General features: G+C 32.7%; 19 protein-coding genes. 12 read left to right on the top strand and 7 right to left on the bottom strand.

The annotated features are described in order from the left end of the window. Positions 1–110 precede the first annotated feature (110 nt). Entirely contained in the window at positions 111–548 is a 438-nt protein-coding gene (locus OJ995_RS10125; RefSeq protein ID WP_264369304.1) for a hypothetical protein, read from the top strand. Positions 549–585: 37 nt separating this feature from the next. Here the strand turns inward: OJ995_RS10125 and glmM are convergent, their stop codons facing one another. Continuing rightward, positions 586–1,983, bottom strand: coding sequence for a phosphoglucosamine mutase (gene glmM, locus OJ995_RS10120; protein WP_264369303.1), 1,398 nt, complete (start codon positions 1,981–1,983; stop codon positions 586–588). Between the two features lie 101 nt (positions 1,984–2,084). Between glmM and OJ995_RS10115 the strand changes: the two genes are divergently transcribed. The 4 genes from OJ995_RS10115 to OJ995_RS10100 all read left to right on the top strand — a co-directional run bounded on the left by OJ995_RS10115 (position 2,085) and on the right by OJ995_RS10100 (position 8,223). Then, on the top strand, positions 2,085–2,678 hold the full coding sequence (locus tag OJ995_RS10115; protein ID WP_264369302.1) for an acyl carrier protein phosphodiesterase: 594 nt from the start codon (positions 2,085–2,087) through the stop codon (positions 2,676–2,678). A gap of 49 nt (positions 2,679–2,727) precedes the next feature. Beyond that, a complete protein-coding gene (locus OJ995_RS10110) occupies positions 2,728–4,545 on the top strand; it encodes a chloride channel protein (protein ID WP_264369301.1) in 1,818 nt (605 codons plus the stop codon). A gap of 85 nt (positions 4,546–4,630) precedes the next feature. After that, positions 4,631–7,465, top strand: a complete 2,835-nt coding sequence (gene uvrA / locus OJ995_RS10105; RefSeq protein WP_264369300.1) for an excinuclease ABC subunit UvrA — start codon at positions 4,631–4,633, stop codon at positions 7,463–7,465. A gap of 32 nt (positions 7,466–7,497) precedes the next feature. Beyond that, a complete protein-coding gene (locus tag OJ995_RS10100; protein ID WP_264369299.1) occupies positions 7,498–8,223 on the top strand; it encodes an LOG family protein in 726 nt (241 codons plus the stop codon). A gap of 35 nt (positions 8,224–8,258) precedes the next feature. Here OJ995_RS10100 and OJ995_RS10095 read toward each other — a convergent pair whose 3' ends face one another. Further along, a complete protein-coding gene (locus OJ995_RS10095) occupies positions 8,259–9,122 on the bottom strand; it encodes an alpha/beta hydrolase (RefSeq protein ID WP_264369298.1) in 864 nt (287 codons plus the stop codon). A gap of 144 nt (positions 9,123–9,266) precedes the next feature. On the opposite strand from OJ995_RS10095, the gene OJ995_RS10090 reads away from it, so the two are divergent. The 7 genes from OJ995_RS10090 to OJ995_RS10060 all read left to right on the top strand — a co-directional run bounded on the left by OJ995_RS10090 (position 9,267) and on the right by OJ995_RS10060 (position 17,102). Continuing rightward, positions 9,267–10,085: a M48 family metallopeptidase gene (locus tag OJ995_RS10090; RefSeq protein ID WP_264369297.1), complete on the top strand. Its 819-nt coding sequence runs from the start codon at positions 9,267–9,269 to the stop codon at positions 10,083–10,085. A 65-nt stretch (positions 10,086–10,150) separates the two neighbouring features. After that, positions 10,151–11,449 carry an MFS transporter gene (locus OJ995_RS10085; protein WP_264369296.1) on the top strand — a complete coding sequence of 433 codons (1,299 nt, stop codon included), beginning with the start codon at positions 10,151–10,153 and terminating at the stop codon, positions 11,447–11,449. 150 nt (positions 11,450–11,599) lie between these two features. Continuing rightward, complete coding sequence (gene lon, locus OJ995_RS10080; RefSeq protein ID WP_264369295.1) at positions 11,600–14,062, top strand: endopeptidase La; 2,463 nt, start codon at positions 11,600–11,602, stop codon at positions 14,060–14,062. Positions 14,063–14,191: 129 nt separating this feature from the next. Further along, on the top strand, positions 14,192–15,211 hold the full coding sequence (porQ, locus tag OJ995_RS10075; RefSeq protein WP_264369294.1) for a type IX secretion system protein PorQ: 1,020 nt from the start codon (positions 14,192–14,194) through the stop codon (positions 15,209–15,211). A gap of 18 nt (positions 15,212–15,229) precedes the next feature. Next, entirely contained in the window at positions 15,230–15,511 is a 282-nt protein-coding gene (locus OJ995_RS10070) for a hypothetical protein (RefSeq protein ID WP_264369293.1), read from the top strand. Positions 15,512–15,532: 21 nt separating this feature from the next. Then, positions 15,533–16,216, top strand: coding sequence for a (d)CMP kinase (gene cmk, locus OJ995_RS10065; protein ID WP_264369292.1), 684 nt, complete (start codon positions 15,533–15,535; stop codon positions 16,214–16,216). Between the two features lie 79 nt (positions 16,217–16,295). After that, positions 16,296–17,102: a hypothetical protein gene (locus tag OJ995_RS10060; protein WP_264369291.1), complete on the top strand. Its 807-nt coding sequence runs from the start codon at positions 16,296–16,298 to the stop codon at positions 17,100–17,102. Positions 17,103–17,132: 30 nt separating this feature from the next. Here OJ995_RS10060 and OJ995_RS10055 read toward each other — a convergent pair whose 3' ends face one another. The 5 genes from OJ995_RS10055 to OJ995_RS10035 form a co-directional block, all read right to left on the bottom strand. Then, on the bottom strand, positions 17,133–18,107 hold the full coding sequence (locus OJ995_RS10055) for an MlaD family protein (RefSeq protein WP_264369290.1): 975 nt from the start codon (positions 18,105–18,107) through the stop codon (positions 17,133–17,135). A 7-nt stretch (positions 18,108–18,114) separates the two neighbouring features. Next, positions 18,115–18,867, bottom strand: coding sequence for an ABC transporter ATP-binding protein (locus OJ995_RS10050; RefSeq protein ID WP_264369289.1), 753 nt, complete (start codon positions 18,865–18,867; stop codon positions 18,115–18,117). A 2-nt stretch (positions 18,868–18,869) separates the two neighbouring features. Next, positions 18,870–19,655, bottom strand: a complete 786-nt coding sequence (locus OJ995_RS10045; protein ID WP_264369288.1) for an MlaE family ABC transporter permease — start codon at positions 19,653–19,655, stop codon at positions 18,870–18,872. Positions 19,656–19,780: 125 nt separating this feature from the next. Then, complete coding sequence (locus OJ995_RS10040) at positions 19,781–20,344, bottom strand: helix-turn-helix domain-containing protein (RefSeq protein ID WP_133606350.1); 564 nt, start codon at positions 20,342–20,344, stop codon at positions 19,781–19,783. 210 nt (positions 20,345–20,554) lie between these two features. Next, positions 20,555–22,555: an OmpA family protein gene (locus tag OJ995_RS10035; protein WP_264369287.1), complete on the bottom strand. Its 2,001-nt coding sequence runs from the start codon at positions 22,553–22,555 to the stop codon at positions 20,555–20,557. Position 22,556 lies beyond the last annotated feature (1 nt).

Below are 22,556 nucleotides of genomic sequence, written 5' to 3'. Positions count from 1 at the left end.
TATTTTTTTTCTTTGTTGAAGATGTTAAAACAAGTTAAATTACTAGTTATACTTGATTTTTGGCAGTATTATTGTTTATAACTAGTAAGTAACTATTAAAATTTAATATAATGAAAACGATTAAGAACAGAATAGCAACGCTTTTTGGGGTATTGATTTTAGTATTTATGTTGGTAATACCAACAGAAGTTTTTTCACAAGGACCACCACCTTGGGCTCCAGCACATGGCTATAGAGCTAAAACCAGACATATTTACTTCCCAAATCAAAATATGTATTACGATATACAAAAGGGTGTTTATATTTATTTTAATAATGGAAAATGGGCAGTGAGTGTAAAAGTACCGTCAATTTTTGTGGGGATTAATTTAGGAAGAAGCACACAAGTTGAATTGGATTTTTATGGAGATAGTCCTCAACGTTATAATTATTCTCATAAAACCAAATACAAAAAAAATAAAGGAAATGCTTCTGTAAATTCAAAATCAAAAGGGAATGGTCATCCTGGAAAAGGCAAAAACAATAATGGTAGAGGTAAAGGAAAATAATAAAAAAGGTCAGATTTTAAATCTGACCTTTTTCTTTTTAAATACCTGCTATTTCTTTTAGTTCCTTTACAAATCTTTCGGCTAAAATATCAGCTTCTGATTGTGTCGGTGCTTCTGTATATATTCTAATAATGGGTTCAGTGTTAGATTTTCTCAAATGTACCCATTCTGTTGGGAAATCGATTTTTACTCCGTCAATTGTGGTAATATTTTCCGATTTATATTTTTCAGTTAACGTTGCTAAAACATTGTCTACATCAATTTGAGGTGTTAGTTCAATTTTATTTTTACTCATGTAATATTGCGGATATGAAGCTCTAATTTCAGCAACGGTTTTATCTTGATTCGCTAAATAAGTCAAAAATAAAGCCACACCTACCATACTATCTCTTCCGTAGTGTGATTCTGGATAAATGATTCCTCCATTTCCTTCTCCACCAATTATAGCGTTGTTTTTCTTCATTAATTCCACCACATTAACTTCACCCACAGCACTTGCTTGGTAGGTTCCGCCATGTTTTTCAGTAATATCGCGCAAAGCACGAGAAGACGACATATTAGAAACGGTATTTCCTGGAGTTTTCGATAAAACGTAATCGGCAACGGCTACCAAAGTATATTCTTCGCCAAACATTTCACCATCATTTGAAATAAAAGCTAATCTATCTACATCTGGGTCAACCACGATTCCGAAATCCGCTTTTTCTTCTACAACCAATTTACAAATATCACCCAAATGTTCTTTCAAAGGTTCAGGATTGTGTGGAAAATGACCGTTTGGTTCACAGTATAATTTTACTACTTCAACTCCCATTTGTTCTAGTAGATTTGGAATAATAATTCCACCCGATGAATTCACACCATCAACTACTACTTTGAATTTCTTTGTTTTTACCAAATCAGCATCCACCAAAGGTAATTCTAGGACTTCATCAATGTGAATATCCATGTAAGCATTGTTTTCAATGACTTCGCCTAAATTATCAACATCCGAAAAATCAAAAGCTTCGTTCTCGGCAATTTCTAAAATTAACTCGCCTTCTTTTCCACTTAAAAATTCACCTTTTTCGTTTAATAATTTTAGAGCATTCCATTGTTTTGGATTGTGTGAAGCCGTTAAAATAATTCCACCATCAGCTTTTTCAAGCGGAACAGCAATTTCAACTGTTGGAGTGGTGGATAAGCCCAAATCTATTACATCGATTCCTAGTCCAACTAATGTATTCATTACTAAATTGTGAATCATTGGTCCCGAAATTCGAGCATCTCTTCCAATAACTACCTTTAATCGTTCGTTACCTTTTGAAGCGTGTCTTATTTTTAAAAACGAACCGTAAGCTGATGCAAATTTTACAGCATCAACTGGAGTTAAATTGTCGCCAACCGCACCACCAATTGTGCCACGAATTCCTGATATTGATTTTATTAATGTCATGTGTAGTTTTAATTTTGAAATACAAATATAAAAGATGTAGCTCGCAAAGACGCAAAGACGCAAAGATTTTTTTATATATTTACAAAAAGAACACATAAAAAATGAACTATCTCGCACATATTTACTTATCAGGAACTAACGATTTGCTAAAAATCGGGAATTTCTTGGCAGATAGTATCAAAGGTCACGATTATGAAAAGTTCGATTCCGAAATTAAAAAAGGGATTTTATTGCACCGCCACATTGATAGTTTTACCGATATGCATCCTATTTATAGGCAAAGTAAACATCGTTTGCACGAAAAATACGGACATTATTCGGGTGTGATTATGGATATTTTGTATGATCACTTTTTAGCAAAAAACTGGAGCAAGTTTTCTGATGAAAAATTAGATGATTATGCCGACAATTTCTATCAATTATTACAAGATAATTACGATATTTTAACTGAGAGAATTAAGGGAATGATGCCGTATATGATTGCAAGAAATTGGTTTGTGAGTTATGCTACTATTGCTGGTCTAGAAATGATACTTTTTCAGATGGATTACAAAACCAAGCACAGAGCCAATATGCAAGAAGCTATTGTGGAATTACAAGATTTTTATACCGAATTTGAATCGGAGTTTTTTCTTTTTTTTGAAGAATTAATAATTTCGTGTAAACAGAAAATTACCGAACTAAATAAACTATAGCTTTTAACTTCTGATTTTAAAGCTTAATTTCGCATTTAAATCATAAATAATGCCAAGAAAAAAAACGTTTTCTTTTAAAAACTTAGTTCATAAGAATTTTAGACGTTTAGAACAGTTTATTTTTCTTTTGAAATCGTTACTTACACCACGTCAGTTTATTTATTTATCGTGTGTTTTAGTAGGGATTTCTTCTGCTTTGGCGGTAATTATTCTGAAAACTTTTGCGCATTGGGTTTTTAAATCGTCCCAAAAATTAGATGATATACTTCACCTTCCTTTTAGTAATAGTACTTTACCAATCATCGGAATTATCATCACAGTAATTATTATTAAAAAAGTGTTAGATGGTTCTATAGAAAAAGGAACTTCGCAAATTATGTATGCCGTTGCTAAAAAGCGAGGTATTATGCCTAGAAAGCAAATGTTTGCTCAAATAATTACAAGTTCGTTTACCGTTGGTATGGGCGGAAGCGCAGGTTTAGAATCACCCATTACAATTACTGGAGCAGCTTTTGGAAGTAATTATGCACAAAATTATAGACTAAGTTATAAAGATAGAACGCTGTTATTAGCATGTGGAGTTGCCGCCGGAATTGGAGCTGCTTTTAACGCACCAATTGCAGGTGTTTTATTTGCTATTGAAGTAGTTTTAGCCGAGATTAGTATTACGGCATTTATTCCAATTATGATTAGTGCTGCTACTGGAGCTTTAATTTCTACAATAGTTTTGAACGATACCATTTTATTCTCCTTTAAAAAGGTACAGTTTTTTGATTTTCATAATTTACCTTATTATATTTTATTAGGTGTTTTAAGCGGATTTGTCTCGATAAATTATGCCAGAACATTCCGAAAAATCGAACATTTTTTTGCAAGATTAAGGTTCAATTACATTAACAAAGCATTGTTTGGAGCGGGAATTTTAGGGATTTTGATTTTCTTTTTTCCATCACTTTTTGGAGAAGGATATGAAAGCATTAAACTTTTAGCCGACAATCAATCTGGAAAATTAGTGCAAAATACAGTTTTTGAACGCTTTCAAGATTCATCCTGGATTTTGTTGATTTTTGTTAGTTTAACGATGTTAATCAAAGTGTATGCAACTAGTTTAACATTAGGAGCCGGTGGAAATGGAGGTAATTTTGCACCATCACTATTTGTGGGTTCTTATTTGGGATTTTCGGTGGCAACATTTTTTAATTTAATAGGGTTTACAAAACTTCCTGTTGGGAATTTTACTTTAGTTGGAATGGCAGGAATACTAAGTGGATTATTTCATGCGCCGTTAACTGCAATTTTCTTAATTGCTGAAATTACTGGCGGTTATAATTTGATGGTTCCTTTAATGATTGTGTCTTCGGTAAGTTTTGCCATTTCTAAACGTTTTGAGCCGTATTCGTTTGATATTAAAAATTTAGCAGATAAAGGCGAAGTTTTTACCGATAACCGCGATACCAATATTTTAAATTCTATTGATGTTTCTAAACTTATTCAAACCGATTTTAAAGCTATTTCTTTGAGTAATAGTTTAGAGGAATTGGTTCAAAAAATTCAAGAATCTGATGAACATATTTTTCCTGTTTTAGACGAAAAAAACAAACTACTTGGACTTATTCATTTGGATGAAATTCGACCAATTGTTTTCTCTCAATTCAAAGTAAAATATACAGCTGTTGAAGAAATCATGCAACAACCCAAAGAAATTATCTTTTATGATGAAACACTTGAAACCATCATGGATAAATTTGATGCTTCTGAATGTAAAGTTTTACCAGTGCTGAAAAACGGAATTTTTCTTGGTTTTATGTACAAACAATTAATTTTAGAAAAATATAGACATCGTTTGAAATCCATGATTATTGAATAAAAGGTCTTTATTTAACAAATTCTTATTCTTACTTCAACCTAAATTTTCGCACTAAAATCAGTATCTTTGCGTTTTGCCAAAAATTATGCAACACACAACAGAAGAAACTATCGAAATTATTGGTGCTAGAGCCCATAATCTTAAAAATATTGATGTATCTATTCCGCGTGAAAAACTAGTGGTTATTACTGGTTTATCAGGTTCCGGAAAATCGTCATTGGCTTTTGATACGATTTATGCTGAAGGACAACGAAGATATATCGAAACGTTCTCTGCTTACGCTCGACAATTTCTTGGTGGATTAGAACGTCCAGATGTAGATAAAATCGACGGACTTTCACCTGTGATTGCGATTGAGCAAAAAACAACAAGTAAATCACCTCGTTCAACTGTTGGAACTATTACAGAAATTTACGATTTCTTACGTTTGTTGTATGCAAGAGGAGCTGATGCTTTCAGTTTTAATACGGGCGAAAAAATGGTTTCGTATTCGGATGACCAAATAAAGCAGTTGATTTTAGAAGATTTTAATGGAAAACGCATTAATATTTTAGCTCCAGTTGTTCGTTCTCGTAAAGGACATTATCGCGAATTATTTGAGCAAATTGCCAAGCAAGGTTTCTTAAAAGTTCGTGTAAATGGTCAAATTCGGGATTTAGAATTTGGCATGAAAGTCGATCGTTATAAAACACACGATATCGAAATTGTTATTGATAGAATGGCAATTGATACCGAAGAAGATACCGACAAACGTTTATCGGAAAGTATCAAAACCGCTATGTACCATGGTGATGATGTGATGATGGTGATTGAACAAGAAAGTCAAGAAGTACGCTTTTACAGCCGTAATTTGATGTGTCCGTCTTCTGGAATTTCATATCCAAATCCTGAACCAAATAACTTTTCATTCAATTCTCCAAAAGGAGCTTGTCCGTGTTGTAACGGATTAGGAACTGTGAATGAAATCAATTTACAGAAAATTATTCCGAATCCGAAATCATCAATTAAAAATGGTGGTTTTGCACCTTTGGGAGAATATAAAAGTTCTTGGATTTTCAAGCAATTGGAAATAATTGCTCAAAAATATGATTTCAAAATAACCGATGCTATTGAAGATATTCCTCAGGAAGCAATGGATATGATTTTGTATGGAGGAAACGAAAAATTCTCTGTTGTGTCAAAGGTTATGGGAATTACTAAAGATTATAAAATCGATTTCGAAGGAATTTCAAATTTTATCAAAAATCAATACGATAATTCCGATTCAGCAAGTATTAAGCGTTGGGCAAAAGAATTTATGGACGAAAATGATTGTCCAGAATGTGAAGGAACACGATTGAGAAAAGAATCTTTATATTTCAAATTAAACGGAAAAAATATCGGCGAATTAGTTCAAATGGATATTGCCGAGTTATCCGAATGGTTTGCCGATTTAGATAATCATTTATCTGAAAAACAAAAAGTTATAGCCGTTGAGGTTGTTAAAGAGATTACCGCTCGACTACAATTTTTGTTAGATGTTGGTTTGAATTATTTATCACTAAACCGAAGTTCAAAATCGCTTTCTGGTGGTGAGGCGCAACGTATTCGATTGGCCACGCAAATTGGTTCGCAATTAGTTGGTGTTTTATATATTTTAGATGAACCAAGTATCGGTTTGCACCAAAGAGACAACGAACGCTTGATAAAATCGTTAGAAAGTTTACGTGATATCGGAAATTCAGTAATTGTAGTTGAACATGATAAAGACATGATTGAACGTGCCGATTATGTGATTGATATTGGTCCGAAAGCAGGTCGTTTTGGTGGACAAATTATCAGTAAAGGAACACCGAAAGAACTATTACAAGAAGATACCATTACCGCACAATATTTAAACGGTAAAATGAAGATTGAAGTGCCAAAAACACGTAGAGAAGGCAATGGAAAATCCATCAAATTATCAGGTGCAACAGGAAATAATTTAAAAAATGTTTCGATTGAAATTCCGTTGGGAAAATTAGTTTGCGTGACTGGTGTTTCTGGAAGTGGAAAATCAACATTGATTAATGAAACATTGTATCCTATTTTAAATGCCCATTTTTTCAATGCTGTAAAAAAACCACAACCTTACAAGAAAATTGAAGGTTTAGAACATATTGATAAAGTAATTGACATTGATCAAAGTCCGATTGGAAGAACTCCGCGTTCAAATCCAGCGACTTACACCGATGTTTTTTCAGAAATTAGAAGTTTATACACACAAACGCCAGAAGCGATGATTCGTGGTTATAAACCAGGAAGATTTAGTTTTAACGTAAAAGGCGGGCGTTGTGAAACTTGTGAAGGTTCGGGTGTGAGAACCATTGAAATGAGCTTCTTACCTGATGTTTATGTGGAATGCGAAACCTGTATGGGAAAACGATTCAACAGAGAAACATTGGAAATTCGTTACAAAGGAAAATCAATTTCGGATGTATTGAATATGACTGTGGATGAAGCAGTAGAATTCTTTGAAAATATTCCGAAAATCTATCGAAAAGTCAAAACGATTCAAGATGTTGGATTGGGTTATATTACTTTAGGTCAACAAAGTACAACACTTTCTGGAGGAGAAGCGCAACGTATTAAACTTGCTACTGAATTATCTAAAAAAGATACAGGAAACACCTTTTATATTTTAGACGAACCCACAACAGGATTACATTTTGAAGACATTCGTGTTTTGATGGATGTAATTAATGTCTTGGTTGACAAAGGAAATACCGTATTAATTATCGAGCATAATTTAGACGTTGTCAAATTAGCCGATTATGTAATTGATATTGGGTACGAAGGTGGAAAAGGCGGTGGAGAAGTTGTCGCAAAAGGAACTCCAGAAGAAATAATAAAAAATAAAAAAAGCTACACAGCCCAATTTTTGAAAAAAGAATTATCTTAGCAGGCTTTTTTAAAAATTAAAACGAAACGAATATGGCAGCAGATCAATACGAAAACGAAGATCACAGAATTCAAGAAAAATTCAAACAAAAGACTTGGAACGAAATACGATCAAACGATTCTTGGGCAATTTTTAAAATCATGTCTGAGTTTGTAAATGGATATGAATCAATGGGAAGAATAGGTCCTTGTGTATCTATTTTTGGTTCGGCAAGAACAAAACCTGAGGATAAAAACTATTTATTAGCGGAAAAAATTGCTTTTAAAATCAGTAAAGCTGGTTATGGTGTAATTACGGGTGGTGGTCCTGGAATCATGGAAGCAGGAAACAAAGGAGCTCATTATGGAGGTGGAATTTCGGTTGGTTTAAATATCGAATTGCCTTTTGAACAACACTTTAATCCGTATATCGATAAAGATAAAAACTTAAACTTTGATTACTTCTTCGTGAGAAAAGTAATGTTTGTAAAATATTCACAAGGTTTCGTGGTAATGCCAGGAGGTTTTGGAACATTAGATGAATTATTCGAAGCAGTAACATTGATTCAAACTAAGAAAATTGGAAAATTCCCTATTATTTTGGTAGGAACCGAATTTTGGTCAGGTTTATTAGATTGGATTAAAACTGTGATGATTGACAAAATGAAAAATGCCAATCCAGAAGACATGAACTTAATTAAAGTAGTTGATACAGAAGATGAAGTATTGGAAGCGCTAGATAACTTCTATAAAAAATACAATTTATCACCTAACTTCTAAAATAAAAAAAAGTCCTTCATTCGAAGGACTTTTTTTTATTTTGTAATAAATTCTTTTACTTTTTGAATTACATTTTCATCACCTAAAATCTTACGATGACCTAAACCTTCGGTTATCATGATTTCAGATTGTTTCAAATGTTTTTGAATATTATAAGCAGCTTTTACAGAAACATCATTGTCATCTTTATCGTGAATAATCAAAACAGGAATTTCGGTTTTTTCTGCTGCTTTGTAAGCGGAATAATCGTCCATTTTTCCACCAAATTTTGCTTCAAAATGATTTCTTAATTTGATTCCGAATTCAGGTTTTAGTTGTAGTTTACTAATGAAATCATCAATAATATCTTGAATGATATCGCCACTTCCAATAATTACTGCTTTTTTAACTTGAAGATTTTGTTTAATAGCATTCAAAACCGACATACCTCCAAGTGAATGACCAATAGCAAATTCAAACGGTCCATACTGCTTTTCAATTTCTAAAATAGAAGCAATAAATTCAATCATAATTGACGAATTGCCTTTTGATTTCCCGTGTGCTGGCGCATCAAAACTAATGGTCATGTAACCCGTTTTTAGCAATTCATCAGCAATTTTCACCAATTGTGTTCCTCTTCCAGACCAACCATGAACTAAAAGTACTTTTTTATCACTTTTACCATACTCATAAACCACAATTTCTTTCTGGATTTCCGGAATAACAATACTCTTTTGAATACTATCGCGTTCCATATGTAGTTCACGCTTCGGTAATTTATGTCGTATGGGTGTTGTAAAAAGTTTGGCTGCAAATTTAGTTGTAAGCGAGGGAGAAACCGCTTGCAATAATTTTGCTGTAAACAATATAGCTTTAGGAATTTCTATAACTTGAGATTGCTTTTGTTTCTTCTTGGGCATGTTGTAAAATTTTATGCAAGGTACAACTTATATAAAATCGGTTTCAAAAAGAGATTATAAAAAATAGTTAAAAAAGGCACGAAAATTGTAATTGTGTAACAAGTGAAAATTAAAAAAGATGTAAATTTGTAAAAAATAATTATCATGAATTTAAAATTTAAAATTATTGCCCTTTTTGCTTTAGCGCTAGTAGTTTCTTGTGCTAAAAATCCATTTACTGGTAAAAGTACTTTGGCATTAGTTCCCAATAGCGAAATTTTACCATCTGCTTTTCAACAATACAATCAGTTTTTGTCTGAAAATAAAGTAATTACAGGAACAAGTGATGCTAAAAGAGTAGAAACTGTAGGTTCTAAAATTAAAGTAGCTGCAGAACGTTGGTTGAATGCAAATGGTTATGCCAATTATTTAGAAGGTTATGCTTGGGAATATAAATTGGTAGATAGTAAAGAAGTGAATGCTTGGTGTATGCCAGGTGGAAAAATTGTTTTTTATACTGGAATTATGCCAATTTGTAAAGACGATGCAGGAATGGCAACAGTAATGGGACATGAAGTAGCGCATGCTTTAGCTAATCATGGTCAACAACGAATGAGTGCTGGGGTTTTACAACAAGCGGGTGCTGCAGGAGTTGTGGTAGCTACTGGTGGTAAATCACAAGAGACACAGCAAATAGCTATGACAGCATATGGTGCTACTACTCAATTTGGAGGAATGTTACCATTCAGTAGAGCTCATGAAAGTGAAGCGGATATGATTGGTTTAACTTTGATGGCAATTGCTGGATATAATCCAGATACAGCTGTAGCATTTTGGGAAAGAATGGCTGCACAATCTGGAGGTCAATCACCACCTGAATTCATGAGTACACACCCTAGTAATGCTACTCGTATTGCTAAAATTAAAGAGTTAATTCCAAAGGCTAAAGCAGAGGCTGCTAAGTTTGGCGTTACTTTCAAATAATTAAAAAATTACTATTATATTTGAATCCCGACAGTGTCGGGATTTTTTATTTTAAAACAAATTTTATGCAAAAACTTCAAAAGGGAGATTCTAAACTTCTAAACGCTTGGGCTTTTTATGATTGGGCAAACTCGGTTTACGCGTTGGTAATTTCGTCTACTATTTTCCCGTTGTATTATGGTGCTTTGTTTCGCCAAAAAAACATTGAAGAGATTGTTTTATTTGGACTTTCAATAAGAAGTGAAGCTTTAATAAGTTATGTAACCGCTTTAGGTTTTTTAATCATCGCATTCATTTCCCCTTTATTATCAGGAATTGCCGATTATATGGGAAATAAGAAGTTTTTTCTAAAACTTTTCTGCTATGTAGGGGCTATTTCTTGTATGTCTTTATGTTTTTTTGATATAGACGAAGATAAAATTGTTTTAAGTTTGATTTCGTATTTGTTTGCATTGATAGGTTTTTGGGGAAGTTTGGTATTTTATAACTCGTATTTACCCGATATCGCTCACAAAGAACAACAAGATAAAATCAGCGCAAAAGGGTTTAGTTTAGGATATGTAGGTAGCGTTGTTTTGTTATTGATTTGTTTAGCAATGGTTATGTCTGTGGATAATGATTTAGAAAGACTTCAAATGATGAAATATTCTTTTTTATTAGTTGGAATCTGGTGGATAGGTTTCAGTCAGTACACTTATTATTACTTACCAAATAATAAAAACGAAAATAAACTACATAAAAACGTAGTTTTTAATGGCTTTAAAGAATTACTAAAAGTTTGGCAACAAATAAAGGAATTAAAATCCTTAAGACGTTATTTAGGAGCTTTCTTCGTTTATAGTATGGCTGTGCAAACTATCATGATTATTGCTGCTTATTTTGGAGAAAAAGAAGTGCAATGGGGAAGCGATAGTAAGCGTACAACGGGATTGATTGTTAGTATTTTATTGATTCAATTGATTGCTGTTTTAGGCGCTTGGCTAACATCAAAACTAGTTGCTAAATATGGAAATATTGCAATTTTAATAGGTTTAAACTTTTCATGGATTTTAATATGTACTTATGCCTATTTCGTTGTAACTCCAAATGATTTTTACATTGCCGCCGCTTTCGTAGGATTAGTTATGGGAGGAATTCAATCTTTATCACGTTCTACTTATTCTAAATTTATTCCAGAAGGAACAAAAGATACGACTTCCTTTTTTAGTTTTTACGATGTAGCCGAGAAAATCGGTATTGTAATCGGGATGTTTACCTATGGTTATATTGCAGATGTAACCGGTAAAATCCAAAATGCTATCTTGTTTTTAATCTTATTTTTTATCGTGGGATTGCTTCTTTTATTAAGAGTGCCAAGAAAATAATGCTATTGGCATACATCTTGAACTATTACTTTTGAAATTGCTATTTAAATTTATTTTATGATTTGATTATCAATAGAATAGCGCTTTTCTGCGTACCTTTGAATAGTGAGTATATATTTAATTACTGACAAAAAGACCATAAATATTATTATGCCGAATCAAAAAATACTAGCGCTTGACAATTTGTCACTTCAGGAAATGGATCCAGATGCGGAATTAATTCCGTTGATGACGCCCGAGGATGAAGAAGAAATGAATAATGAGGCTTTGCCTGAGGATATTGCCATTTTACCTTTACGAAATACTGTTTTATTTCCAGGAGTTGTAATTCCAATAACTGCTGGAAGAGATAAATCTATAAAGTTAATTAATGATGCTAATGCCAAAGGAAAAATCATTGGTGTGGTAGCTCAAATTGATGAAAACGAAGAAGATCCGTCACCAAGTGATGTGCATCATATTGGAACAGTAGCTCGAATTATGCGCGTTTTAAAAATGCCGGATGGAAATACAACTGTAATTCTTCAAGGTAAAAAACGTTTTGAAGTGGAAGCTTTTACGCAAGAAGAACCTTACTTGAGAGCTAAAATTAAAGAGGTTGCTGAAGAACGCCCAGATGATAAAAACGTGGAATTCAAAACAATTGTTGATTCAATTAAGGAATTAGCAATTCAAATTATTAAAGAAAGCCCAAGTATTCCAACTGAAGCTACTTTTGCTATTAAAAACATTGAAAGTAATCCATTTTTAATCAATTTTGTTTCTTCTAACATGAACCTTTCAGTTGAAGAAAAGCAAAAATTACTTTCGATTCCAAATTTAAAAGATAGAGCGCTTGAAACCTTGCGTTTCATGAACTTAGAGCTTCAAAAATTAGAAGTTCGTAATGATATTCAGTCGAAAGTTCGTTTCGATTTAGACCAACAACAACGCGAATATTTCTTACAACAACAAATGAAAACCATTCAAGAAGAATTGGGTGGCGTTTCGTATGAAGCTGAAATTGAAGAAATGCGTGCCAAAGGGTTAAAGAAAAAATGGGACGATAAAACAGCAAAGCATTTCGAAAAAGAATTGTCAAAATTACAACGTACGAATCCAAATTCGCCTGATTTTGGCATCCAACGCAATTATATTGAGTTGTTTTTAGAATTGCCTTGGAACGAATTTACTAAAGATAATTTCGATTTAAAACGTGCTCAAAAAATTCTAGATAGAGATCATTACGGATTAGAAGATGTTAAAAAGCGTATCATTGAGCATTTAGCGGTTTTGAAATTGCGAAACGATATGAAATCCCCAATTTTATGTTTGTATGGACCTCCAGGAGTTGGTAAAACTTCAATTGGGAAGTCGGTTGCCGAAGCATTAGGTAGAGAATATATCAGAATGTCATTAGGTGGTTTACGTGATGAAGCAGAAATTCGTGGTCACCGAAAAACCTATATTGGTGCGATGCCAGGACGTATTCTTCAAAACATTAAAAAAGCAAAAACATCTAATCCAGTGTTTGTTTTAGATGAGATTGATAAATTATCTACGAGTCATAATGGTGATCCATCTTCAGCTTTGTTAGAAGTTTTAGATCCTGAACAAAACAAAGAATTCCATGATAATTTCTTGGAATTAGGCTACGATTTATCAAAAGTAATGTTCATTGCAACATCCAATAGTTTGTCAACGATTCAACCAGCACTTCGTGACCGTATGGAAATCATCGAAATGACAGGTTACACAATTGAAGAAAAAATTGAAATAGCAAAAACACATTTATTGCCTAAGCAATTAAAAGAACACGGATTAACGACTAAAGATTTGCAAATTGGTAAAAAACAATTGGAAAAAATCGTAGTAGGTTACACACGTGAATCGGGTGTTCGTGGTTTAGAGAAAAAAATTGCTCAAGTGGTGCGTCACGCTGCAAAATCAATTGCTATGGACGAAACTTATAACGTAAAAGTTTCTGATGCTGATATTTTAGAAGTATTAAAATCGCCACGAATGGAGCGCGATAAATACGAAAATAATGATGTGGCAGGAGTTGTAACAGGTTTAGCTTGGACATCGGTTGGTGGCGATATTTTGTTTATCGAATCCTTAATTTCAAAAGGAAAAGGAGCGATGACCATGACTGGTAATTTAGGAACAGTGATGAAAGAATCGGTTACTATTGCTTTGGAATATATTCGTGCTAATGCTGAATTTTTGGGAATCAATCCAGATGTGTTAAACAATTACAACATTCATATTCACGTTCCGGAAGGAGCAACTCCAAAAGACGGTCCAAGTGCCGGAATTGCGATGTTAACCTCAATGGTTTCTTCATTCACACAAAAAAGAATAAAGAAAAATATTGCCATGACAGGTGAAATTACGCTTCGAGGAAAAGTATTGCCTGTTGGCGGCATCAAAGAGAAAATCTTAGCAGCTAAAAGAGCGAATATCAAAGAAATCATTTTATGTAAAGAAAATAAACGTGACATAGAGGAAATTAAACCTGATTATATCGAAGGTTTAACGTTCCATTACGTAGATAAAATGAGCGAAGTTTTAGATATTGCTATTACCAATCAAAAGGTAAAAAATGCAAAAAACTTAGAAAGTAAAAACTAATTCTTCGAATTTTAATAATATACTTCATAGAACTCTCAATATTTCATTTATTGGGAGTTCTTTTTTTGTTTACTAACTGATATAATTTTATCTTCGCACTTACGTTATAAGTATGATTAACACCAAAAAATGCTAAGAAAACTCGTATTCCTTTTATCATTACTGCTATCGGCTGCTTCTTTTGGCCAAATAGGAGGTAAGAGCGTATATCAGTTTTTAAACTTAGTACAATCACCCAGACAAGCTGCTCTTGGCGGAAAAACCGTTACTGTAGTGGATTATGACGTCAATCAGGCTTTTTATAATCCGGCAACGATTAATGAAAAGATGGGTAATCGTTTATCTGTAAATTACGGAAGTTATTATGGTGAGGTTTCTTATGGAACTGCTGCTTATGCGTACACTTATGACCGACATTTACAAACATTTCACGCGGGAGTTAGTTATGTGAATTATGGTACTTTTGAAGGAAGAGATGAATTAGGAAATTTAACTTCTGATTTTACGGGTAGTGAAGCTGCTTTGTCATTAGGTTATGCCTATAATTTGCCTTGGACTGATATGTATATAGGAGCCAATGCCAAGTTAATTTCTTCCACATTAGAAAGTTATAATTCTTGGGGAGCCGCAGTAGATTTAGGTTTTTTATATGTGGATTACGATAACGATATCAATTATGGTTTAACCGTTCGAAATTTAGGATTTCAAATTACGCCTTATCAAGATACGAATGAAAAATTACCATTAGCTATTGATGCTGGGATTTCGCAATTGATGTTGCATGTGCCCATTCGTTGGCACGTTACTTTAGAGAATTTACAGCAGTGGAATATCGCTTTTTCCAATCCAAATAGAGCACAGGGAAGTTTAGATGGTGGTTCGGAAGAAGAAAAAGTATCATTCTTTAATAACGCTTTGAGACATGTAATTTTAGGAGCCGAATTATTTCCAGAAAAAGGATTTAATGTACGCTTAGGTTATAATTTCAGAAGAGGAGAAGAATTACGAATCGTAGATAAACGTAATTTCTCTGGAATTTCAGTAGGTTTTGGATTGCGTTTTGGGAAAGTGAAATTCGATTATTCGTATTCTAGATATACCATTGCAGCTAATACGAGTTTGTTTGGTTTGATGATTGATTTGAATTAAGGAGAAGTAAAAAGTGAAATGAGATTGTTGTTTTTCCTAATTTTCTGCTTTTTAATGTTGTCTTGTAAGATTGACGAGAGTGATTTACATAATACAACTTGGAAGATTTACAAAAAGAATTCATATGATTTTGGAGATATGATTTCTTTCGATGATATGGTTGTAAAAAATGATACAATCTTTTTAAACAAAGAACCGATTTATGAAATCATAGAGTATCGAAATAGGTATTTTATGGATGAATTTATCACTATTAAAAATTTAAAAACACAAAATTCAGCGACTTACATTAAAAAATAATTCGCTCATTCGTGGCAACATATGAAAAAAATTACCATAGCAATAGACGGTTTTTCGTCAACAGGAAAAAGTACATTAGCTAAGCAATTGGCAAAAGAATTAGGTTATGTTTATGTAGATACGGGTGCGATGTATCGCGCAGTGGCGTATTTTGCTATGCAACATAACTTGGTTTCTGAAACGCATTTAGATAAAACAGGTTTGATTGCTCAATTACAAAATATCAATTTACGTTTTCAATTTAATCCAGCTTTAGGATTTGCGGAAATGTATTTGAATAATGAAAACATTGAAACAGCTATTAGAACAATTGAAGTTTCGCGTATGGTAAGTAAAGTGGCTGAGATTTCTGAAGTGCGTGCTAAATTGGTCGAGCAACAACAAGCCATGGGCAAAGACAAAGGTATTGTTATGGATGGAAGAGACATTGGAACAGTAGTTTTTCCTGATGCTGAGTTGAAATTATTCATGACGGCAAGTTCGAAAACCAGAGCACAACGCCGTTTTGACGAATTGGTAGAAAAAGGACAACACATTACTTTCGAAGACGTACTTCAAAACGTAGAAGAACGCGATTACATTGATACACACAGAGAAGATTCGCCACTTGTAAAAGCAGATGATGCTATTGAAATTGATAATTCTTCGCTAAGTAAAAAAGAACAATTTGAATTAGTTTTGAATTTAGTGAAGGAGAAATTGTAAATCCATTTTGTCATTTCGACGTAGGAGAAATCATATTAAAAGTGAATATATTTAATAGTTAAAAGTAATTTATCAAAAAATGGCGAAAAATATTCTCTTATTGATCTTGATAATTTCAACCCTTTCTTGCTCGGTTTCAAAACATAAAAGCGATACAGATTTTGAGAGTTTTCAAGATTTTAAAAAAGTAAAAATTGCTAAACTTTTTTCTATTAGTGAGTATAAAACAGTACCTGATACTTCAAAAATAGATTTTCACTTTGACAGAAAAGGAAAACTTATTAAGCAAGTTGATTATTATAAGAATGGAAAGATTACTACCCAATTTTTATACAATAAAAATGGATTTATCATCGAGGAATTTTCTACTAATAATGATTCAACTAGTTTTAGTAAAAATACATATGAATATGATAAAAATAGTAATCTAATTAATTATAAAAACTTCAGTGAAGGAAAATTGATATTTGAAAAAATAATGACTTATGACAAAAAGAATAATTTGTCAGAAACAAAATATATTCATAACTCATCTGGTAAAATTAGCATTGAAAAGTATTTTCAAAATTACAATGCAAATTCTGAAGAAATAATAACTATTGATTCTACAAGGAACGAAAAAACATCATTTATTAGATTTTATGATAAAAAAGGAAATATAATCAAAACTAATTTTTTAAGTAAAGGTTCTAATTCAACTAGTAAATTTGAATATGATAAAAATGGCAATATTACAAAAATGGAAGTATTTAGAGGTGAAAAACTTACATTGACCAAAAAATATAAATACACTTTTGATAAAAAGAAAAATATTATTGAAAGGAAGCTATACGAAAACGACAAAAACCTAGTTAGAAAAGAAATTTTTTTATTAGACTATTATTAAATTATTGCTAACAGTTTTTTACTTCAATAACTATTTCCCTTGCTTCGCTTTCTCCTTAGCTTGTTTTTTAAAATAACCTCTAAATAAAAAGTTGTGTTTCAACGCTTCTAAATTTTCGTTAAGTTTACCGCTGGCATCATTTAAATTCATCATAGTAGAATCTATTTTTTTGACTAAATTTTCATCATTCGATAAATAATTCAACACACCCTTTCCGTCTTTTATATTTACAACGGTTGCGTTTAAATTGGTCACTACTTTATCAATTTCGGCACTTGATTTTTCTAAATTGGTGATGATATTTTTCATTTTTACTGCCACATCTTTATCATTTAAAACCCCAATTACATTGTCTTTTTGATTTAAAGAAAGTATCAGATGATTTAAATTGTCAATCGATTTTACAGTTCCCAAAGAAGTTTCTTTCAAATTATGAATCGTTTCTTTCAAGTCTCTCGACATAACACTATCTTTTAATAATGTACCAACCGTTCCTTTTCCTTGATTGATTTCGTTAGTTATTTTTAGTAAATCGGCTGTTAAAAGCGCAGCATTTTTATTGGTTTCATTTAATGTTTCCAGCATAGCATCGGTTCCAATACGACTGTAAGATTGAATTACATCTCCATTCTCCACCTTTTTTGCAACCCCTTTACCTGGAATAATGTTAACAATCATATTTCCAACCAATCCATCCGAACTAATAGTAGCCACAGCATTTTTTTGAATATGATGCATTATTTTATTGTCAATTAACATGTTTATATTAATTGTGGTGTCGTTTATCATTTCGATTTCGGTTACGGTGCCAATATCAATTCCAGCATAACGGACATTGTTGCCTGGTTGTAATCCGTTTACATTAGCAAAAACAGCTTTTAATTTAGACGTGTTTCCGAACATGTTTTGCTTGTTGCCAACAAAATATATCGCGGCTAAGAAAACTAATGTTCCAATAATGACAAAGATTCCGAGTTGTATTTTTTGTGAATTTGATTTTTCCATTGTTACATTATTTAAAAAACGCTTGCACTTTAGGATCGGTTGAGCTTGATAATTCGCCAAACGTTCCCTCTATATAATTTACTCCGTCTATTAACAAAATCATGCGATTGGCAATTACTTTGGCACAATCTACATCATGTGTAATGATGATAGAAGAGGTGTTGTATTTTTTTTGTACCGAATTCATCAAAAGTACAATTTCTTTCGATGTAATAGGATCTAAACCGGTTGTGGGTTCGTCGTATAAGATAATTTTAGGTTTTAAAATCAAGGTTCTGGCTAAGGCAATTCTTCGTTTCATACCGCCCGAAAGTTCGTTTGGCATTAAATCTATGGCATGTGCTAAACCTACACTTTCTAACGCTTCCATAACTAAAGGCGTGGTATCTTCAATTACACCAAATTTTTTCGTGTGACGACGTAATGGAAACTCTAAATTTTCTCGAACCGACATCGAATCATACAAAGCGCTTCCTTGAAATAGAAATCCGATTTCAGTACGTAATTCATCTAAATCTTCTTGTTCTAGGTTGTTGATTTCTTGATCCATGACTAAAATCGAACCACTATCGGGTTGTTCTAAGCCAATCACACATTTAATCATCACCGATTTCCCCGAACCCGATTTCCCCATTACCACTAAATTCTCTCCTTCATACAAATCCAAATGAAAGCCATCCAAAACTACGTTAGTACCAAAACTTTTATGTAAGTCTTTGATACTAATAATCGCATTTTTTGAAGTTGTATTTGTTTTCATGGTTATAAATCGTAAAAAATATTAGTAACAAAAACCGCCACAAAGTCAATAATAAAAAGCAACATAGAAGTATAAACTACCGCTGCATTGGCTGCTTTTCCAACGCCAGAAGTTCCTTTTGTACAGTTGTAGCCTTTAAAACATCCCACTAAACCAATCGCAAACCCAAAAAAGAAGGTTTTGATGGTAGCCGGCACAATATCGCTGTATTCTAAAATATTAAAAACCTGATTGAAATATAATGTAAACGAAACATTTCCTTTGATGTTTTCCACTAAAAATGAACCGTAAATAGCAATGAAATCACCTACGATTACTAATAACGGTAACATCAACGTAGTCGCTAAAATTCTCGTAATCACTAAATATTTAAAAGGATTGGTTCCCGAAACTTCCATAGCATCAATTTGTTCGGTTACTTTCATAGAGCCTAATTCGGCACCAATTCCTGAGCCAATTCTACCGGCGCAAATTAAAGCCGTAATTATTGGGCCAATTTCTCTAATAATGGAAACACTCACCATTGAAGCCATCCAAGAAACAGCACCAAATTCCTGCAACGTAGGACGTGATTGTAGGGTAAATACCAAACCAATGATAAAACCCGTAACGCTCACTAATAACAAGGAGCGATTTCCAATATAAAAACACTGGCGTAAAAATTCTTTGAATTCGTATGGCGGTTTCCAAAATTCTTTGAAAAAGCGACCTGCAAAGTAAGAAAGTTCTCCTACTTCGATGAGAAAGTTTTGTAAAGCTTCAGTAAGATTGGCGAAATATTTTTTCATGAAGCATCATAATTACAATCAAATATAGTGATTTTTAATGATATAAAAGCTGATTTTTGTAAGATATACCATAAAAAAATCCGATTTGAAATTTCAAATCGGATTGTAAGAATTATATTTAAATGCTATAATTCCTCTAACATGATTCGTTTTTTGTACTGTTTTATTTTTTTGAAATAGGTTGGCGTCAATCCCGTAATTTTTTTGAATTGATGCGATAAATGTGCTACACTGCTGTATTCCATTAACAAACTAATTTCGGTAAGCGTTAATTCATCGTATAAAAGTAATTCTTTTACTCTTTCTATTTTGTTGATTATAATATAGTTAACTATTGTTGTGCCTGTAACTTCTGAAAATAGCGAAGAAAGATGGTTGTAATTGTAATCTAGTTTTTCGCTTATATAGTCAGAATAGTTGATTTTTGGATTTTCTTCAGAATAATGAATCAATTCAATGATAATCGTTTTGGTTTTTTCTATTAGTAATGATTTTTTATCATCGATTAATTCAAGGCCTTTTTTTATAAGCCCTTTTCGAAGAAACTCTCTATCATCGCCAGTAATGTCTTTTTTAAGATTTACTTCACCAAGTTCTATAGAAGTGTGTTTTAATTTTAATTTGTCAAGTTCTTCTTTAACGGCCATTTTGCAGCGCAATGAAACCATGTACTTAATGTGTATTTTCATAAATGAAATTCCTGAATTAGTTGCTAAGCGAATATGATGCTTAATTGCATGATACGCTTTACTAATTGCTATTCTTGTAAAGGTACCTTTATAAGAGGTGCAAAACTAATTTTAATGAAAGTTAAATACTTACATAATTTTATGTTTCATTTATATAATTTTTGGAGAGAAAAAAATCCGTTTGTTTTAACAAAACGGATTCTCATAAATTTATTTCACAATATCAATGATAACGGTTCTGTTATAAAAGCGTTCTTCTGGAAATTTATTTTCAAATGGTGCTAATTTTTCATCTTCACCTTCACCACGAACTTTAAACGTTACATCGGTTCTTCCAGCGGCTGCAAGACTTTTTTCTAAGATGCTTTTTACATCATTAGCTCTAGCTAAAGATAAATCTTTGTTGTAATCAACTTCTCCAATAACATCAGTATGTCCTGTAATGATAACAGTAGTATTTTTCGGAATTTTTGGAGCCACAATATCTGTTAAATACTTGTCGTAAATAGCGATTGATTTTGATTCGTTGAATTCATAAATAACACTAAAACGAATACTTTCCTGAACCACTGGCGCCACATAAGGCGTTAAATGCATAGTACTTTCTTGACTAATAATTTTACCCGATTTTGTAGTTCCGGTCATGATTACTTTATAATCACCTTCAGGTTGGTTACCCATGATTGTTTTTCTAGGAATACTCACTTTTTCAACCATATAAGGTCCAAAGTTTTGAGATTTTCCTTTTTCATCTTTAATCTGTAACGACCATAATTTCAAGCTTTCTTCAGCGCCTTCAACATTAAAAACTACATCACTATTAGGAGTTTGATTTCCTGTTATGATTTCTACAGGTTTTAATGGTGCATTTTTACCGCTTTGGAATTCCATCAACAATTCAGGTGAGTTACTTTCGATAGAAACTCTTCTGTCACCTTCTCTTAGTAATCCAAGTTCTTTTGTGCCACCGTTTTGTTCCGAAGGAACTTCTGGTTTGTCTCTACCTTCTACAGCAATTCTATTTTCTTTAATTTCAAAAACAGTAACCAAATAGTTTTTGATATTTTGAGCCATTACTAATCCTTCTTGGCGACCATTATTTGATGAACCAACTAAAGTTACTGTGGTACTTGGATTTTTAACCATTCGGTCACCCAAAATATTCAAAATATTATAATACACTAACATTTGACGTTCTGAACGACCCGACATGTTTTTAGGTGTATTGAATTGTACTTGATCTTCTTTGAAATCTTTCACCTGACTTTTGTTTAATAAAACATAGCGGTTTGGAATTTCGGTTGAACCTTCATTAAAAAACACATAATTACGGATAGGGAATACTTCTCTTACCACTTTTACATATTCCACATTAGTAGGAGGGATGGCCGAAAATACCACTTTTCCATCTACAGCTGCTGCTTCAACTAAATGGCCTTGACCAAATTTCAAAACGGCTCCAGCTCTAATAGTACTTACATTCCAAGTTTCAACATCTCTAGGATTTTGTCCAAAGTAAGGATGATAAGCAACAAACGGAGATAAAACAAATTGTGTTTTACTAGTTGTTGAATTTAATGGAATATCATAACCCATTCCTACTTGCATAGAAATAATGGTTTTATTTACATCGCTAAAATCACCTTTTACATCTGGATTTGGCACTTGAAGTGGAAAATCTGGATTTGTTCCTTGTTCGTAAGTAAACGATTTGTCTTGAACGAAAGCAAATCTTGGCCCACCATATAAGTAGAAATTAGATCGAAAAGGAGCTAATCGTAAACTTGGCTCAATGGTAATGTAGCTTAGTTTTGTTTTTAAATCGGCAGGACAATTACAAGGAGTTGTTACTTGGTCAAATTTTCCTTGACGGCTATCATAACCCGCTTGAAAAATGAATCCCAATCTTGTGCCTGGTTTATGATATTCAATGTTAGGAGCTATAAATAGACCTATACCTTTTCCGTCGTGAAAAGCAGTTGGCGGCGTAAAACCTTCATTTAACATGAAAGTAGAGCCACCATAAAAATTAAAATTTGCGCCTGCTGCTACACCAAACATCCAAGAAGGTTTTGTGTATTCTTCTATTTGTGCATTTACTTTCGTAAAACCTAAAAGTACTAGGGTAACTACAAACAAAGTTTGTAATTGAAGCTGTGACATGAATCTCACGTTAGGAGATTCAATAGCTGTTGTATAATTTATTTTCATA

Source organism: Flavobacterium lacisediminis, assembly GCF_025909975.1.
Classification (GTDB): domain Bacteria; phylum Bacteroidota; class Bacteroidia; order Flavobacteriales; family Flavobacteriaceae; genus Flavobacterium; species Flavobacterium lacisediminis.
Note: the sequence above shows the minus strand (reverse complement) of the source record. Positions and strands in the feature narration are given on the sequence as shown.

Excerpts from the sequence above, each read along its gene's own strand:
- glmM (WP_264369303.1), bottom strand. The coding sequence starts at position 1,983 with ATGACATTAATAAAATCAATATCAGGAATTCGTGGCACAATTGGTGGT.
- OJ995_RS10050 (WP_264369289.1), bottom strand. The coding sequence starts at position 18,867 with ATGAAAACAAATACAACTTCAAAAAATGCGATTATTAGTATCAAAGAC.
- uvrA (WP_264369300.1), top strand. The coding sequence starts at position 4,631 with ATGCAACACACAACAGAAGAAACTATCGAAATTATTGGTGCTAGAGCC.
- porQ (WP_264369294.1), top strand. The coding sequence starts at position 14,192 with ATGCTAAGAAAACTCGTATTCCTTTTATCATTACTGCTATCGGCTGCT.
- lon (WP_264369295.1), top strand. The coding sequence starts at position 11,600 with ATGCCGAATCAAAAAATACTAGCGCTTGACAATTTGTCACTTCAGGAA.
- OJ995_RS10035 (WP_264369287.1), bottom strand. The coding sequence starts at position 22,555 with ATGAAAATAAATTATACAACAGCTATTGAATCTCCTAACGTGAGATTC.
- OJ995_RS10055 (WP_264369290.1), bottom strand. The coding sequence starts at position 18,107 with ATGGAAAAATCAAATTCACAAAAAATACAACTCGGAATCTTTGTCATT.
- OJ995_RS10115 (WP_264369302.1), top strand. The coding sequence starts at position 2,085 with ATGAACTATCTCGCACATATTTACTTATCAGGAACTAACGATTTGCTA.
- OJ995_RS10040 (WP_133606350.1), bottom strand. The coding sequence starts at position 20,344 with ATGAAAATACACATTAAGTACATGGTTTCATTGCGCTGCAAAATGGCC.
- OJ995_RS10070 (WP_264369293.1), top strand. The coding sequence starts at position 15,230 with ATGAGATTGTTGTTTTTCCTAATTTTCTGCTTTTTAATGTTGTCTTGT.
- OJ995_RS10045 (WP_264369288.1), bottom strand. The coding sequence starts at position 19,655 with ATGAAAAAATATTTCGCCAATCTTACTGAAGCTTTACAAAACTTTCTC.
- cmk (WP_264369292.1), top strand. The coding sequence starts at position 15,533 with ATGAAAAAAATTACCATAGCAATAGACGGTTTTTCGTCAACAGGAAAA.
- OJ995_RS10110 (WP_264369301.1), top strand. The coding sequence starts at position 2,728 with ATGCCAAGAAAAAAAACGTTTTCTTTTAAAAACTTAGTTCATAAGAAT.
- OJ995_RS10090 (WP_264369297.1), top strand. The coding sequence starts at position 9,267 with ATGAATTTAAAATTTAAAATTATTGCCCTTTTTGCTTTAGCGCTAGTA.
- OJ995_RS10060 (WP_264369291.1), top strand. The coding sequence starts at position 16,296 with ATGGCGAAAAATATTCTCTTATTGATCTTGATAATTTCAACCCTTTCT.
- OJ995_RS10095 (WP_264369298.1), bottom strand. The coding sequence starts at position 9,122 with ATGCCCAAGAAGAAACAAAAGCAATCTCAAGTTATAGAAATTCCTAAA.
- OJ995_RS10125 (WP_264369304.1), top strand. The coding sequence starts at position 111 with ATGAAAACGATTAAGAACAGAATAGCAACGCTTTTTGGGGTATTGATT.
- OJ995_RS10085 (WP_264369296.1), top strand. The coding sequence starts at position 10,151 with ATGCAAAAACTTCAAAAGGGAGATTCTAAACTTCTAAACGCTTGGGCT.
- OJ995_RS10100 (WP_264369299.1), top strand. The coding sequence starts at position 7,498 with ATGGCAGCAGATCAATACGAAAACGAAGATCACAGAATTCAAGAAAAA.